The organism is Sphingomonas anseongensis, from assembly GCF_023516495.1.
Taxonomy (GTDB): domain Bacteria; phylum Pseudomonadota; class Alphaproteobacteria; order Sphingomonadales; family Sphingomonadaceae; genus Sphingomicrobium; species Sphingomicrobium anseongensis.
The window spans coordinates 1,033,287-1,049,179 of sequence record NZ_JAMGBC010000001.1 but is presented as its reverse complement, the minus strand read 5'-3'; the positions used below and the strand labels follow the sequence as shown (position 1 = coordinate 1,049,179).

The window sequence follows — 15,893 nt, the reverse complement described above, 5'->3', positions numbered from 1 at the left end:
GATTGTCTGGCTTGGTGGATTTTTCGCATGAACGAGATGACGACGACCACCGCCAAGGATTGGGCATCGGACCAGGAAGTCCGCTGGTGCCCGGGCTGCGGCGACTATGCGGTTCTGAAGGCCGTCCAGCGCACGATGCCCGACCTCGGAGTTGCCCGCGAAAAGACCGTGTTCATCTCCGGCATCGGCTGCTCGAGCCGCTTCCCTTATTATATGGCGAGCTACGGCTTTCACACGATTCACGGGCGAGCGCCCGCCATCGCGACCGGCGTCAAGCTGGCCAATCCCGAGCTCGACGTGTGGATTATCACCGGCGACGGCGATGCATTGTCGATCGGCGGCAACCACACGATGCACGTTCTTCGCCGCAACCTCGATTGCCAGATCCTGCTGTTCAACAACGAGATCTACGGGCTGACGAAGGGACAATATTCGCCGACCAGCCGACTGGGCACCCGATCGCCCTCGACTCCGTTCGGGTCGATCGACCGGCCGATCACTCCATGCATGTTCGCACTGGGCTCGGGCGCACGGTTTATCGCGCGCGGAATCGACGTGCACAAGAATTTGCCGGACGTCCTCAAGGCCGCTCATGCCCACAGGGGCGCGAGCTTCATCGAAATCTACCAGAACTGCATCGTCTATAATGACGAGGTCTTCTCCTCCTTCACCGAGAAGCAGAACGCGGCGCACATGCAGCTCTGGCTGCAGCCAGGCGAGAAGATGCGGTTCGATGCCGGGACCAAAGGTCTTGCCCTCGACAGCGAGGCACTGGCGCTGAAGGTCGTGGCCGGCGACGACCCGTCGGTGATCGTCCACAACCCGAAGAACCGCGGAATCGCCGCGATGCTGATCGAAATGCGCCAGGACGAGGGTTTCCCGGTCGCTCTCGGGGTCATCTACGAAGACCCCCGGCCGACTTTCGAGAGCGCGGTGGTCGAGCAAAACGCCAAGGCGGCGGAAGGCAAGACCCCGGACCTGCAGGCGCTCGTTTCGAAGGGCCAGACCTGGCAGGTCGAGAAGGAGCCGCACAAGCTCTGACCCGCGGCGGCTTCTAGTTGGACAATCTGACTCACACGCTTGCCGGGGGGCTGCTCGGCCAGATGGGCCTCAAGCGCCAGTCGCGCCTGGCGATGGCCGGCTGCCTGCTCGGCGCCAACGCGCCCGACATCGACGTCTTCGCGCCCTTGTTCTTCAACGTTCAGGGCATCGCCTTCCACCGGGGCCCCACCCACGCCGTGCTCGGCTGGCCGCTGTTGGCCGCGGCGATCGTCGGTTTGCTGTGGCTCTACGACCGCTGGCGCCCCAACCCGGAGGCGGTGCCGTTCCGCTCGTTGCCGTTATTCCTCGTCACCCTGGCGGCGGTGCTCAGCCACCCGGCGCTGGATTTCCTCAATACCTACGGAGTTAACATCCTCGCGCCATTCTCCCCCAAATGGGTGGCGGGCGATGCGATCTTCATCATCGACTGGGTGTTCTGGCTGGTGATGGGAGGCGGCATTGCGCTGACCGTCTGGCGGGAGCGCAGGGGAGGTGCTCCGTCGGGGATTCCGGCGCAGGCGGCCTTTGGCCTGCTACTCGCCTATATCGCTTTCAACCTGGGCCTCACCCAGCGCGTCGAGTCAGCGGCGACGCGTGCACTTCTGAACAACCGGATCCACCCTACGGAAGTCATCGCAAGCCCCCCGCCATTCGCCTTTTGGCGACGGACGATGCTGTGGCGCGACGGGAAAAGCTACGGCGTTGGAAGCTATTCGCCCTCGCGCGGCCTGTCGCTCACTGGCCGCGAAGGCTTGCTTCACCTCGACGACCGGCGGCTGCAGGCGGGGCGCGAGCGGAGCCCCCGGGTCCGCGCCTTCCTCTACTGGTCGCGAATGCCGATGGTCGTCGTAGACGACGGCCGCGCCTATCTCACCGACCAGCGTTTTCTCGCCAGCAACCTGCTTCCGAACGAGAAGCGCGGCCGGTCCTGGCGCTACGACCCGTTCCTGATCCCGCTCGACTAGGAATCGACGCGGACCCGCTCCTTGGTTGGAGCGTCGGAGCCGAGGCGGTCGAGGATGAAGTCGGCGACGACCTGGGGCGGCTTGACGCTCTCCGGCTCCTCGCCCGGAAAGGCCAGCTCGCGCATCCTCGTGCGCGTGGCGCCCGGGTCGACCACGTGGACGCGGATCTTCCCGAGCCGCTCCGTCTCGTCGCCATAGGCGAGAACAAGGTTTTCCAGGGCGGCCTTTGACGATCCGTAGGCGCCCCAGAAGGCCCGCGGCTCATGGCCGACGGAGGATGTGATTGCGACCACGTCCGCTCGCTCGCTTCGCCTCAAAAGCGGGTCGAAAGCCGCGATCAGTGCCTGGTTCGCGGCCACATTGAGGGTGAGGATGCGCGCATATTCCTTGGAGTCGATGTGCTCGACTGGAGTCAGGGAGCCGAGGGTGGCCGCGTTCAGCACGAGCACCTCCAGCGATGGCCAGCGCTCGGCGACTGCTGCCGCCAGCTTCCCGATTCCTTCGCCTTCGGTGAGATCGAGCGGAGCGATCGTAGCGCTTCCGCCTGCTTCGTGGATCTGCTCCTCGACGTCCTCCAGAGCCTTGGCGGTGCGGGCGACAAGGATCACGTGAGCACCGGCCTTGGCCAGCGCCGCGGCGGTCGCTGCGCCGATCCCGCGGCTTGCTCCGGTGACCAGCGCAAGCTTGCCGGAAAGGAAGTCCTGGTTGTCGGTCATGGCGCGCCCGTATCGCGTTCGCGCCGACGGTGGAAGCGGCTAGCGGCTAGCGGCTGGCAACTAGCGAGAGAGCCGCGCCGGACGCACTCTCTTCCGCATCCGTCAGCGTCGTCGGATATTCTCCGGTGAAGCAGGCGTCGCACCTCTGAGGCTGGAGCGAGTCCCGGCTTTCTCCGAGGGCGCGGTACAGGCCGTCGATCGAGATGAAGGCGAGGCTATCGGCGTTGATATAGTCGCGCATCTGCTCGACGCTCATCTGCGCCGCGAGAAGCTTTGCACGTTCGGGAGTGTCGACTCCGTAGAAGCAGCTGTGCTTGGTCGGCGGCGACGCGATCCGGAAATGCACCTCGCGCGCCCCGGCGTCGCGCATCATCTGCACGATCTTCAGGCTGGTCGTCCCGCGAACGATCGAATCGTCGATCAGAACGACTCGCTTGCCGGCAATCAGCGCCGAATTGGCATTGTGCTTCAGCTTGACGCCGAGGTTGCGCACTTCCTGGCTCGGCTGGATGAAGGTCCGGCCGACGTAGTGGGAGCGGATGATCCCCAGCTCGAACGGGATCCCCGACGCCTGGCTGAAGCCAAGCGCCGCGGGAACTCCGCTGTCGGGCACGGGGACGACGATGTCCGCCTCGACCGGAGCTTCGCGCGCGAGCTCTGCGCCGATGTTCTTGCGAACCTCGTAGACCGAGGTGCCGTCGACGACCGAATCCGGCCTCGAAAAATAGACATGTTCGAAGATGCACGGCCGCGGCTTCGCTGCCTCGAACGGGCGGAAGGAGCGGATCCCGGTGTCGTTGACGACGACCAACTCGCCCGGCTCGATGTCCCGGATGAAGGTCGCGCCGATAACGTCGAATGCCACCGTTTCGGAAGCGAAGATCGTCGCCTCGCCGAGCTTGCCCATTACGAGCGGCCGGATACCCAGCGGGTCGCGGCAGGCGATCAAGCCTTCCTCGGTCAGGACGAGGAGCGAATAGGCGCCCTCGACCTGCTTCAGCGCGTCGATCAGCCGGTCGAGCGGGGTCGACTGGGTCGAGGTGGCGACGAGGTGGATGATGACCTCGGTGTCGCTGGTCGACTGGAAGATGGAGCCACGGCGGCTGAGAGTCCGCCTCAGCTTCATCGCGTTGGAGATATTGCCGTTATGGGCGACTGCGAACCCGCAGTCGCTGAGTTCGGCGAACAGGGGCTGGACGTTGCGAAGTGCAGTCTCGCCGGTGGTCGAATAGCGAACGTGTCCGATCGCCGTTCGCCCCGGCAGGCGCGCGATCACATCGTCCCGGTCGAAGTTGCCGGCCACGTGCCCCATCGCGCGGTGCGAATGGAAGTGCGCCCCGTCGAAGCTGGTGATCCCGGCAGCCTCCTGGCCGCGGTGCTGGAGGGCATGAAGGCCGAGAGCAACGAAGCTCGCCGCCTTCTCGGCACCCCAAATCCCGAAGATTCCGCACTCTTCGTGAAGCTTGTCGTCGTCGAATGGATTGGTCGTCAGCATGTCCCGCCCACTGCTGCTGGCCCGCTCATATAGGGATGGCTTGCGCATTTGTCGCCCCCGCGATGAACCGGACTTGAAGACCCGTCGCTGCTGGGCCACGGTACGTCGGGTTTCAGAAGGAAACTTGCCCATGCCGACCTATGCCGCGCCGGTCAAAGACACCCTCTACGTCCTGGACGATGTCCTGCAGATGCAGCGCTATTCCAACCTTCCGGGCTTTTCCAACGCGACTCCGGACGTGGTCGAAGCGATCCTGGAGGAAGCGGGCAAGTTCGCGGCCGAGGTCCTGCAGCCGCTGAACAAGGTCGGGGACGAGGTCGGCTGCAAGCGCAACGACGACGGTTCCGTCACCACGCCTCCGGGGTTCAAGAAAGCCTATGACCAGTTCCGCGAAGCGGGCTGGCCGACGCTCACCGCTCCGGAAGAATGGGGCGGGCAGGGGCTTCCGCAGGTCATCGGAACGGCGATCGGCGAATATATCCTTTCCGCGAACCATAGCTTCGAGATGTACCAGGGCCTCACGTCCGGCGCGATCGCGGCCCTGATGATCAAGGGCACCGACGAGCAGAAGCGGACCTACCTGCCCAAGATGGTGACTGGCGAATGGACAGGGACGATGAACCTGACGGAGCCGCATTGCGGCACCGACCTCGGCCTGTTGAAAACCAAGGCCGACCCCAATGACGACGGCAGCTACTCGATCACCGGCACCAAGATCTTCATCTCGTCGGGCGATCACGACCTCACCGAGAACATAATCCACCTCGTCCTCGCGAAACGGGCGGGTGCGCCCGACAATGTGAAGGGGATCTCGCTGTTCGTCGTGCCGAAGTTCCTGGTCAACGAGGACGGCTCGCTCGGAGAGCGCAACAGCCTCGGCTGCGGAGCGCTCGAGAAGAAGATGGGAATCCATGGCAACGCCACCTGCGTGATGAACTATGACGGCGCCAAGGGCTGGCTGGTCGGAGAGCCGGAAAAGGGCCTCCAGGCGATGTTCATCATGATGAACGCCGCTCGTCTGGGCGTCGGCCTTCAGGGCATGGCGCAAGGCGAGGTCGCCTACCAGAATGCAGTCCAATATGCCCGCGACCGCCGGCAGGGGCGGGCGCTGAAGGAAAGCGATCGGGACCCGAACGCCAAGGCCGACACGCTCTTCGTCCACCCCGACGTCCGCCGGATGCTGATGCAGATGCGCGCGTGGAACGAGGCCGCGCGGGCGCTGGTGCTGTGGGGCTCGCTGCAGGTCGACCTGATGCGCCGCTCGCCCGACGAGCAGGAGCGCCAAACCGCGGAGGATCTGCTCGGGCTCATCACCCCGGTCATCAAGGGCTATTGCACCGACAAGGGCTTCGAGGCGGCCGTCCTTGCACAGCAGGTCTTCGGTGGTCACGGGTACATCCGCGAGCACGGGATGGAGCAATTCGTCCGGGATGCGAGGATCGCCCAGATTTACGAGGGCACCAACGGAATCCAGGCGATGGACCTTGTCGGGCGCAAGCTGCCCAAGGACGGCGGTCGCGCCATCCGCACCTTCCTGGAGCAGGTCGGCCGCGAGATCGCCGAGGCCAAGGCGGCCGGAGACCCTGCGGGCGTCGCGGCCGCGTTGGAACCCGCGCTTGGCGACCTTCAGTCGGCAACCATGTGGCTGGCGCAGAACGGAATGCAGGACCCCAACAATGCCGGCGCCGGGGCTTACCCCTATATGGAACTGATGGGGCTGGTGACGCTCGGCTGGATGTGGATGAAGATGGCGGCCGTCTCTTCGAAGCTCCTCGCCGAGGGAAGCGCCGACCGTCAGTTCCATGAGGCGAAGCTCGCCACCGCCCGATTCTACGCCCAGCGCGAGCTTCCGGAAGGGCCGGGGCTGCGCCACAAGATCGAGGCGGGCGCGGAAGCCGTTATGGCTATCCCGGAGCACGTATTCTAAGACTTGTGTTAACTAATAGTCTTATATTTCAACTAGTTAAATCAGTCGGTTCACCGACAGTTCACGACTCGGCGACGGTTTGCCTCGTTTCGGCGGCAAACTGCGGGACAACCCTGAGGCCCTGATCGTTTTTCTTTCGAAGACTAATCGTCACGGAAGGATTCGATCATGACAATCATGACCAAACTGCTTGCCGGTGCTGCAAGTGTTGCCGCGCTCGCGACGGCCGCCCCTGCGGCTGCGCAGTATCCGTACGGCTACGCTGCTCCGTCGCCCTACGGCTACAACACCTACAGCCCGTATCGGACCTACAGTCCTTACGCCACGACCTATGGCGCGGTGAACACGCAGGCTGCTGCGCAGCAGTGCACTGCGGCTGTCCAGAACCGTCTGTACACCCGCACTGGACTTAGCAGCATCATCACTTCGCTGTTCGGCCTTTCGGGCACCAGCGCTCGAGTGCTTTCGGTGACCCGCGTCACCCCGGACCGGAGCTTTATTCGCGTTCGCGGTCTCGCGACGACCGGCCGTGCTGCGTACAACCCCTACGGTCTGGGCGCCTACGGAGCGGTCGGCTATTCCTATCAGCCTGACCTCTCGTTCAAGTGCGATGTCGACTACAATGGCTATGTCCGCGATGTCGACGTGATCCGCCGCTAAGCTGACGACAGAAGCGAAAGTGGAAGCGCCGGGCCAGCCCCGGCGCTTCTTTTTTTGCCTAGAGCGGCATCATTCCGCGCTTCGGCTCGCGAGTGCCCAGTGTCTCCCTGGTCAATGGCGCTCCGCTGTCGAGCAGGGCCTGCCGGCGGTGCCTGATGTCGGAGCTTCGCTGGACGTCCTCGAAGGGCAGGAGCGAAGCGACGCAGTCATGCTCGAGCGTTCGAGCGACGAAGGCCGCGGTCCTGGGCCAGCGACCCTCATCGACGTCGAAACCGGCATAGGCCCCGTTGCGGAAGAAGGTGGCGATGGAAATGTCGGCAAGCCCGATCTCGCCGAACAGGAAGCCTTGTGAGGGAAGCTGGTTCTCCAGATAGTTGAGCTCGCGCGGCAGGCCCTCGTTGAGCGTCCTTGCGGTCCGCTCTTCGTCGGGCGCCTCGCCCCAGACCGCCGGCCGGACCACCTTCTGATAGAACAGCCCCCAGATGAACAGGTCGCCGAGCCTTGTATCGGCATATTCCTCCAACCAGCGGGCGCGGGCGCGTTGCGTGGGATCCGAAGGGAGGAGCGGATGGCCGCCGTAGACCTCGTCCAGATAAGCGCAGATGACCGAGGAATCGCTGAGGCTCACCTCGCCGTCGACCAGCACCGGGATTCGCCTGAGCGGGCTCAGGCGCTCAAACTCGTCATTGCCGAAGAAGGGCGTGATCGGGTCGACCTCATAGCTGAGGCCCTTGAGATTCATGCACGCCAGCACCTTGCGGACATAGGGGCTGACGAAGCTGCCGATGATCTTCATGCCGAAGCTTTGCTCCGGCGGCGTCGGTCATGCAATCGCTTGCGGTCAGCCCTCCGCCGCGCGCGGTTCGATGTACCAGGGACGAAGCATGGTCACTTCGTTGACCTTCTCTTTCTTGGGCGCCAGTCGCGAAAGCTCGAACTCGTGGTCGAACTGAATGCCGGCCTTGCCGTTGCCGGCCCACTTCACGATTCCCGTCACCGGACCGACTCCGACGATATTGATCCTGAGCTGGGTGTCCGGGGTTAGCGGACGCCGGCATTCGATCAGCGCTCCAGTGACCGATATGTTGCGGAGCCTGATCTCCTCCTCGAAACCGCCGATCATGGCGGTGGCGCGGCGCATCAGGCGATGCCGCGGCTCGCGCATGCACTGGAAGCCGGCGGCTTCGACGCGCGAACGGTTGGCGAGCGCCCGCGCTTGGTCTGCTGCGGCCGGGCGGCCGAAGATATAGCCCTGCACGTGGCTGCAGCCGAGCTCGCGAATGAGCGCGAGGTCGTCGTGAGTCTCCACGCCTTCGGCGCAGGTTTCCATCTCCAGGCTCTCGGCCAGGCTGACGATGGCGCGGATGATCGCGGTGTTGCGGCTGCTCGGCGCGGCTGCCCCGCGGACGAAGCTCTGATCGATCTTGATCTTGTCGAACGGCGCCTTCTTCAAATAGCCGAGCGACGAATAGCCGGTGCCGAAATCGTCCAGAGCGAGGCGGACGCCGAGCTTCTTCAGCCTCGCGAACGTGTCTTCGGTATGATCGCTGTCGGCAAGGAACACCCCTTCGGTGATTTCCAGCTCGACCTGGGCAGGCTTCACGCCGGACTCGTCGATGGCCTTCGCAATCGCGTCGACCACCGCCGGATCGTTGAACTGGATCGGCGAAAGATTGACCGCGATCCGCACGTGATCCGGCCAGTTGGCCGCTTCCTTCAGTGCCGTTTCGAGGACCCATTGCCCGATCTGGCCGATCAGGCCGCATTCCTCGGCAAGCGGAATGAACTTTTCCGGCGAGATGGCGCCGCGCACCGGGTGGGTCCAGCGGACCAGAGATTCGAAGCCTGAGATTTCCTCCGTCGAGGCTCGAACGATCGGCTGGTAGACGACGTTGAGCTCGCCCCGGTCGATGGCCTGCCTCAGGTCGTTTTCAAGCAGCTGGCGGTCGGCGGCCTCGCTGTGCATCGACGGCTCGTAGAAGCAGTGCTTGCCGCGGCCGGCGGCCTTTGCGGCATAGAGGGCAAGGTCGGCGTTGCGGATCAGGCTGTCGGCGCAGGCGCGGCCCGGGTCGCCAATCGCGATGCCCAGTGATGCCCCGATCAGAATCCGGTGCCCTTCGATGACGTAGGGACGGGAAACCTGCTCGATCAGGGTCCGCGCCAGGGATTCGAGGAGGCCGATATCGACCGTTCCGGGAAGAACCGCCTTGAACTCGTCGCCTCCCAGCCGGCCGACCTGGCCATGCTCGCCCATCACCGACTTGAGTCGCTCGGCAACCTGGCGGAGCAGGGCGTCGCCGATGGGATGGCCAAGCGTGTCGTTGACGTTCTTGAAGCGGTCGAGATCGATCAGGAAGAGGCCGCAGCCCTTCTGCCGGTGAGTTGCGTTGCGAAGCCCTTCCTCAAGCGTTTGGCGCATCATCGCGCGGTTGGGCAGGCCCGTGAGCGAGTCGAAGCGGGCGAGCCTGGAGATTTCCTGCTCGGTGCGGCGCTGCTCGGTAAGGTCGGTGCCGATTCCGCGGAAGCCGAGGAAACGCCCGCGCTCGTCAAATACCGGGTTTCCGGACAGAGACCAGTGGACGTCATGCTCGCTTCCTGCGCGGACGATCACGTCGGAGAATGGAAAGCGCGCCGAGAGGTGGAAGCCGAGGGTCTTGCCCTCTTCCATCGCTCCGTCCGAGGCGGTGTCCACCGACAGCAAATCCGTGAACTGCCGGCCGAGCAGTTCGGCTGGCTCGCATTTGAAGTCGTCGGCAAGCTGCTGCGACACGTAGGAGAGCGTGCCCTCGGCGTTAGTCTCCCAGAACCAGCCGCGCCCGCTGTTTTCGAACTCGTCGACGAACGTGAGCGCCTTTCGGGCCTCCGCGTCGAGATTCAGCCGTCGCCTTCCTGCAGCAATGTTCGTCCGGGCGACGGCAACGCTGTAGGCGACCAGGAAGAAAGACAGGATCGCCACCCCGATCGGAACGAGCGGCGAGGCTGCGAACAGCGCGGATCCCGCGGTCGCAGCAAATGCGCTGATGACGGATACCGGCGGCGAGGCGATCGCGACCACCGCCATCATTGCGATTCCGGCGCAAATGGAGGCGGAAACGACCGGGGCGGGGGCGGTAATCGACGTGATCACCGACAAGCCGAACAAGGTCCACAACGTCCCAACGGCCGCAATGTAGATGCACATGGCTCGGGAAAGCGAGTGCGGCGCAAGTTCGATGTTGCGGCGCCGTTGCAGCGCCAGTGCCGCAATTCCATCGAGCGAGACGAGAAGCCCCAGCGGGAGCAACGGATTGGCGAACAGCGTTGCCGTCATTAGCGCCGGGTGCCGCGCAAGACAGGCGATCCCCAAAAGCAAGTGCGTCGCACCGAGGAGGAAGGCGGTATGGTCGAACGAGGCACCGCGCGCTTCGGAAAGCGATTCGTCGCCGGTCGTTTCAGCCGCTTCGATGTCGAACCACAAGGCTTCGCGCACCGACGCGCGGTCGGGGCTCTCCGACGATCCGCTTACCGCCTGCGCAAAACGCGATCTCGACATCAAATGCCCCACTGCGGAACCGATTGGGTCCGCACTCGGCGTGACTTAGACTGCCGGGAGTTAAAGCCGCGGCGAACAAACAAGGTAACCGGCTTGTTAGCGTTTTCGCCAAAGTGGTGAGGCTAAAGCGGTTTTCGGCCTGCCCGTTCCTGCTCCGGGGCGCCGGGAAGGTCGGGAGGGTCGAAGCTTTTCGCGAGCCGAAGCTCGGGAAAGCGCCGCGCCCAGATCCCGACGACCAGGATCGCTCCGACGCCGCCGGCGACGACGGCCGCGACCGGGCCGATCAGGGCCGCCAGGAAACCGGATTCGGCCTCGCCCAGCTCGTTGGACGCGGAGATGAAGAGCGACGAGACGGCGCCCACTCGGCCACGCATCTCGTCTGGCGTGTAGAGCTGGATCAGCGACTGGCGAACATAGACCGAGAACATGTCGGCGGCTCCGAGCACGGTCAGGCAGGCGAGCGAGACCGGCATCGACGTCGACAGGCCGAAGATGATCGTAGCGACTCCGAACAATCCGACGGCGCCCAGCATCTTCAGGCCCACTTCGGACTTGAGCGGGCGAAACGCGAAATAGGCCGCCGTGAGGGTCGCCCCGACCGCCGGCGCTGCACGCAAGTGCCCAAGCCCTGCCGGCCCGGCGTGAAGGACGTCGCGGGCGTAGACCGGAAGCATCGCCGTCGCTCCGCCCAGAAGCACCGCGAAGAGGTCGAGGCTGATTGCTCCGAGCACGAGCCGATTGTGGCGAACGTAGCGAAGCCCTTCGATCATCTGCTGCCACGGGTGCATGGTCGCGGCCGCCCGAACGCTTTCGACCTTCGGGATCGCGAACAGCCCGATGAGCGAGACAATGAACAGCAACGCGCTTCCGGCATAGGGCGCAACCGGGGCGAGGGCGTAGAGATAGCCGCCGAGCGCCGGCCCCATGATCGCCCCGCTCTGCCAGGCGATCGACGAGAGCGCGATGGCGTTTGGCAGGATCTTGCGCGGAACCAGGTTCGGAGCCAGCGCCCCCAGCGCCGGTCCGGCAAATGCCCGAGCGACGCCGAGCAAGGCCGCTACGACGTAAAGTGCGCCGAGCGTGGTCGTGTTGGTCCACGCGAAGAATCCGAGGGCGAGGGCGCACAGCAACTCCAGAAACACCGAAGCGCGCGCGATCCATCGGCGGTCCACGCGGTCGGCGGTCCAGCCGGTCACCAGGGTCAGGAAAAACAGGGGCGCGAACTGGACCAGCCCGATGATTCCGAGCCGAAGCGCCGCTGCCTTGGGATCCATCGTGTGGCGGGCGATGTCATAAACCTGCCAACCGATGACGATGACCATCGCCATCTGCGCGATCGTCGCGGTCAGCCGCGCCAGCCAGAAGGCGCGAAAGGCGGGAATCCTGAACGGTTCGGGGAGCCAGGTCATCCATCTGCGCCCTAGCCAAGGAATCCGGATTCGCTAAGCTGGAAAGCGATGGCGAAAGCGAAGAGCCGATATGTGTGCCAAGCCTGCGGGTCGGTCACCCCGCGCTGGCAGGGACAATGCCCGGACTGCGCCGAGTGGAACACGCTCGTTCAGGAAGCGGCGGAAGTGACGAGCATCTTCGCGGCGAAGCACAATTTGCAGGGCGGAGGACGGCGGATCGACCTGGTCGGGCTCGATGCTCCCGCCGCCCTGCCTGAGAGGATTGTCAGCGGCGTTGCCGAGTTCGACCGCGCGATCGGCGGAGGGATCGTTCCAGGTTCCGCGATGCTAGTCGGCGGGGATCCCGGAATCGGCAAGTCGACCTTGCTCCTCCAGATCGGGGCGAAGCTTGCCGAGGTCGGCCGCCACGTCGTCTATGTCTCCGGGGAGGAATCCGCGGAACAGGTGCGGTTGCGCGCGATCCGGCTGGGCCTGGGCAAATCGCCGGTCCGGCTGGCGGCGGCGACCTCGGTTCGCGACATCCTGACGACCTTGGGAGACGGCGAGGCGCCCGACCTCCTGGTCATCGATTCTATCCAGACGATGCACAGCGACCTGATCGAGGGCGCTCCCGGCACCGTCAGCCAGGTTCGAGCAAGCGCGCAGGAGCTCGTGCGCTTCGCCAAGGAGCATGGCGCCGCGGTGGCCCTCGTCGGGCATGTCACGAAGGACGGGACCATCGCCGGGCCGCGAGTGCTCGAGCATATGGTCGACACGGTGCTCAGCTTCGAGGGGGAGCGAAGCCACCAGTACCGGATCCTGAGAGCCCTCAAGAACCGCTTTGGAGGCACGGACGAGATCGGCGTCTTCGCGATGGAAAGCGAGGGGCTGACCGAGGTCCCGAATCCGTCGGCGCTGTTCCTCACGCAGCGAGGCGAGCCGGTCAGCGGCACGAGCGTCTTCCCCGCGCTGGAAGGCTCGCGTCCGGTGCTGGTCGAAATCCAGGCGCTAACGGTGCGCCTCGCCAGCGGTGCAACCCCCAGGCGGGCGGCGGTGGGTTGGGACAGCGGGAGGCTGGCGATGATCCTCGCGGTGCTCGAGGCGCGCTGCGGTCTCAGCTTCGGGACCACCGAAGTCTATCTGAACGTTGCCGGAGGCTATCGACTGACCGATCCGGCCGCGGATCTCGCGGTCGCTGCGGCCCTTGTCTCGGCGCTGTCGGAGAAGCCCATCCCCTCCGGCGCGGTGATCCTCGGCGAGATTGCGCTGTCGGGAGAAATCCGCCCGGTCGCGCACGCGCCGCTGCGTCTGAAGGAATCGGCAAAGCTCGGTTTCGAGCAGGCTTGGGTTCCCAAGGAGGTGAAGGGGGGCGATGGAATTTCCGCGGCCCATTTCGCCAATCTGCGGGCGCTCGTGGACCAAATCCTCGGCCGATGAATTGAGGACCCAGCATGGCGGACATTCACCCGATCATCGAAACCATGGAGCATCGCTGGATGCGGGCGTGGGTCACTGGCGACATGAAGACCCTTAAAGCGCTCACATCGCGCAATTTCCGCATGGTGATCGGATCCAAGCCGGCGACGATCCTCGACTACAGGAGCTGGATCGAGGCCGCGAGCGGCCGCTATCGCTGCAAATCCTATCGCTTCGGCGACATCTATGCCCGCGACATTGGCGGAGTGGCGATCTTCGCGACCCAGCTGGAAATGAAGGCGACGATGGATGGCGAGGACTGGTCCGGGCAGTTCTGGGTTACCGACATCTGGCGCAAGTCAAAGCTTCGGCGGAAGTGGCGGATGGTCGAACGAATCGTCTCCCAGCCCGACGAACGTGCTGACGTCGCCGCCGCGGTCCGCTCGCTTCAGTTGTGGCGCAAGCCTCCTCGCAATCACGAAAAGAGTCCGCTAGCCGCAGGTTCGTGAGTGCGCTCGACATCTTCGTGATCCTGCTGCTGGTCGGCGGCGGCGCGGTCGGCTTCGTCCGCGGCTTTGTCTACGAGATCTTGTCGCTGCTCGCCTGGGCGGCCGCCATCGCCATGATCAAGCTGTTTCACACGCAGCTCTCCGGCGGGCTCGCGCACAGCGTCGGTACCGCGGAGGGCGCGTCGGTTCTGGCCTTTGCTCTCCTGTTCGTCCCGACCTTCATCCTCGTGAAGCTTGTTGCGCGATCGATCGGCGGGAAGACACGGCGGTCGCTGCTTGGTCCCGTGGACCGGGGGCTTGGGGGCGGCTTTGGCGTCGTGAAGGGCCTGCTTGCTGCGACGTTGTTCTTCCTGTTCGCTAACCTCGCCACCGATCTGATCTACGGCCCGGAAGCCGAGCGGCCGGCCTGGATGACCAACTCGCGCACCTATCCGCTGCTCAACGCCAGCGGGCGAGCGATCGTCGACTGGGTTGAAACCCGCCGCCACGCCCGCGAAGAGGCGAACCAGGAATGATCCGGCTCTACGACACAATGGCGCGCGAGAAGCGGGCGTTCGTCCCCGCCGACCCGAAGCGCGTCACCATGTATGTGTGCGGGCCGACGGTCTACGGCCGCGCCCATATCGGCAATGCACGTCCGGCGGTCGTGTTCGACACGCTTGCCCGGCTGATCCGACACGAATTCGGCCCCGACAGCCTGGTCTATGCGCGCAACGTCACCGACGTCGACGACAAGATCATCGCCGCTGCCGAGCAAGAGGGTGTCGATCCGTCGGTGATCACCGAGCGCTACGAGCAGCACTATCTCGAGGACATGCGGGCGCTCGGCGTTCGGGACCCGGACATCGCTCCGCACGCGACCCAGGAGATCGGGCCGATGGTGGCGATGATCGAGCGGCTGGTGGAGCGCGGCTACGCCTATGCCGCGCAGGGTCACGTGCTGTTCGACGTCACCAAAGACCCCGCATACGGAATGCTCAGCCACCGCGACCGCGAGCAGATGATCGCGGGGGCGCGAGTGGAGGTCGCGCCCTACAAGCGCGATCCTGCCGACTTCGTGCTGTGGAAGCCAAGCGATGCGGATGTGATCGGCTGGGACTCGCCGTGGGGCCGCGGTCGTCCGGGCTGGCACCTGGAATGCTCCGCGATGATCGAGCGGCATCTTGGCGAGACGATCGACATCCACGGCGGCGGGCTCGACCTCATCTTCCCCCACCACGAGAACGAGATCGCCCAGAGCCGCTGCGCCCACGGCGGCGCAGCGCTCGCCCGCTATTGGGTGCACAACGGCTTTGTCGACATGGGCAGCGACAAGATGTCGAAGAGCTTGGGCAATATCGTCACTCCGGCAGAGCTCCTGGAGCAGGGGCACAAGGGGGAAACTCTACGGCTGGCCCTGCTGTCCGCGCATTACCGCCAGCCGCTCCCCTGGACCGAGGCTCTAGTTGAGCAATCGAAGACGATTCTCGACCGGCTGTATCGAGCAGCGGGAGAGGCCCAGCCGGGCGAGATCGATGCCGAGATGTTGGAAGCCTTGTCCGACGACCTGAACACGCCTGCCGCGCTGGCGCGGCTCCAGGCGATCGATGATCCCGCCACGATCAAGGCAAGCGCGGCGATGCTTGGGCTTCTCTCCGACACTGCGGACGATTGGTTCAGGGGCGGTGGCGACGATTCAGCAATCGACGCCCGGATCGCCGAGCGCGCCGAGGCCAAGGCCAATCGCGACTTCGCGACTGCCGACCGGATCCGCGACGAGCTTAAAGACGACGGCATCATATTGGAGGACGGCCCCTCCGGCACCACATGGCGGCGGACATGAACGCGCCGCTCTACACCCTCGACATCCTGCGGCTGGCGGCATCGCTGCCCGAGCCGAAGCAGCTGGAGCGCGTTGACGGGTCCGCCTCGCAGCGATCGCCGACATGCGGCAGCGTCGTCGAGACCGAAGTGCAATTGAGGGACGGCCAAGTCGAAGCGCTGTCGCAGACGGTCACGGCCTGCGCTTTCGGGCAGGCGTCGGCGGCACTCGTCGCGCGGGGCGTGACGGGTCGCGGAGCACACGAAGTGCAAACGGCGCTGGACGAGCTTTCCGGCTGGCTGAGCGGCGAGCGCGACCGCGCCCCGGAATGGCCGGGCTTCGACGCGCTCGCCCCTGCACGCGCTCGAAAGAGCCGCCACGGAGCGATCCTGCTCCCGTTGCGGGCGCTCGTTGCGGCGATAGACTCGGCGCGGTGACCACTC

General features: G+C 65.0%; 14 protein-coding genes. 9 read left to right on the top strand and 5 right to left on the bottom strand.

The genetic code is table 11. The features are described 5' to 3' along the window. Positions 1–27: 27 nt before the first annotated feature. Together LZ519_RS05430 and LZ519_RS05425 are read left to right on the top strand one after the other, a co-directional pair. Positions 28–1,041 carry a 2-oxoacid:ferredoxin oxidoreductase subunit beta gene (locus LZ519_RS05430; protein WP_249867699.1) on the top strand — a complete coding sequence of 338 codons (1,014 nt, stop codon included), beginning with the start codon at positions 28–30 and terminating at the stop codon, positions 1,039–1,041. A 17-nt stretch (positions 1,042–1,058) separates the two neighbouring features. Beyond that, positions 1,059–2,006: a metal-dependent hydrolase gene (locus LZ519_RS05425; RefSeq protein WP_249867698.1), complete on the top strand. Its 948-nt coding sequence runs from the start codon at positions 1,059–1,061 to the stop codon at positions 2,004–2,006. On the opposite strand, the gene LZ519_RS05420 is transcribed toward LZ519_RS05425, so the two are convergent. Next, positions 2,003–2,722: an SDR family NAD(P)-dependent oxidoreductase gene (locus LZ519_RS05420; RefSeq protein WP_249867697.1), complete on the bottom strand. Its 720-nt coding sequence runs from the start codon at positions 2,720–2,722 to the stop codon at positions 2,003–2,005. The two genes, LZ519_RS05425 and LZ519_RS05420, sit on opposite strands and share 4 nt — an antisense overlap. 46 nt (positions 2,723–2,768) lie before the next feature. Continuing rightward, positions 2,769–4,217, bottom strand: a complete 1,449-nt coding sequence (gene purF, locus LZ519_RS05415; protein WP_249867696.1) for an amidophosphoribosyltransferase — start codon at positions 4,215–4,217, stop codon at positions 2,769–2,771. 130 nt (positions 4,218–4,347) lie between these two features. On the opposite strand from purF, the gene LZ519_RS05410 reads away from it, so the two are divergent. Together LZ519_RS05410 and LZ519_RS05405 are read left to right on the top strand one after the other, a co-directional pair. After that, positions 4,348–6,144, top strand: coding sequence for an acyl-CoA dehydrogenase C-terminal domain-containing protein (locus LZ519_RS05410; protein WP_249867695.1), 1,797 nt, complete (start codon positions 4,348–4,350; stop codon positions 6,142–6,144). Positions 6,145–6,312: 168 nt separating this feature from the next. Further along, positions 6,313–6,804, top strand: a complete 492-nt coding sequence (locus LZ519_RS05405) for a hypothetical protein (RefSeq protein ID WP_249867694.1) — start codon at positions 6,313–6,315, stop codon at positions 6,802–6,804. Positions 6,805–6,862: 58 nt separating this feature from the next. On the opposite strand, the gene LZ519_RS05400 is transcribed toward LZ519_RS05405, so the two are convergent. The 3 genes from LZ519_RS05400 to LZ519_RS05390 form a co-directional block, all read right to left on the bottom strand. Beyond that, on the bottom strand, positions 6,863–7,600 hold the full coding sequence (locus tag LZ519_RS05400; RefSeq protein WP_249867693.1) for a glutathione S-transferase family protein: 738 nt from the start codon (positions 7,598–7,600) through the stop codon (positions 6,863–6,865). A gap of 45 nt (positions 7,601–7,645) precedes the next feature. Next, positions 7,646–10,336, bottom strand: coding sequence for a putative bifunctional diguanylate cyclase/phosphodiesterase (locus tag LZ519_RS05395; RefSeq protein ID WP_249867692.1), 2,691 nt, complete (start codon positions 10,334–10,336; stop codon positions 7,646–7,648). 122 nt (positions 10,337–10,458) lie between these two features. Next, a complete protein-coding gene (locus tag LZ519_RS05390; RefSeq protein ID WP_249867691.1) occupies positions 10,459–11,745 on the bottom strand; it encodes an MFS transporter in 1,287 nt (428 codons plus the stop codon). A gap of 48 nt (positions 11,746–11,793) precedes the next feature. On the opposite strand from LZ519_RS05390, the gene radA reads away from it, so the two are divergent. Genes radA through LZ519_RS05365 form a run of 5 tightly spaced genes read left to right on the top strand, consistent with a single transcriptional unit; the run spans position 11,794 to position 15,887 of the window. Then, positions 11,794–13,161 carry a DNA repair protein RadA gene (radA, locus tag LZ519_RS05385; RefSeq protein WP_249867690.1) on the top strand — a complete coding sequence of 456 codons (1,368 nt, stop codon included), beginning with the start codon at positions 11,794–11,796 and terminating at the stop codon, positions 13,159–13,161. 14 nt (positions 13,162–13,175) lie between these two features. Further along, entirely contained in the window at positions 13,176–13,649 is a 474-nt protein-coding gene (locus LZ519_RS05380) for a nuclear transport factor 2 family protein (RefSeq protein ID WP_249867689.1), read from the top strand. After that, positions 13,646–14,164 (top strand): CvpA family protein, encoded by a 519-nt coding sequence (locus LZ519_RS05375; RefSeq protein ID WP_249867688.1) that lies wholly within the window; start codon positions 13,646–13,648, stop codon positions 14,162–14,164. Before LZ519_RS05380 ends, LZ519_RS05375 begins: the two co-directional genes overlap by 4 nt. Next, positions 14,161–15,471 (top strand): cysteine--tRNA ligase, encoded by a 1,311-nt coding sequence (gene cysS, locus LZ519_RS05370; RefSeq protein WP_249867687.1) that lies wholly within the window; start codon positions 14,161–14,163, stop codon positions 15,469–15,471. The genes LZ519_RS05375 and cysS overlap by 4 nt, the downstream gene beginning before the upstream one ends. Beyond that, entirely contained in the window at positions 15,468–15,887 is a 420-nt protein-coding gene (locus LZ519_RS05365; RefSeq protein ID WP_249867686.1) for an iron-sulfur cluster assembly scaffold protein, read from the top strand. The genes cysS and LZ519_RS05365 overlap by 4 nt, the downstream gene beginning before the upstream one ends. Positions 15,888–15,893 lie beyond the last annotated feature (6 nt).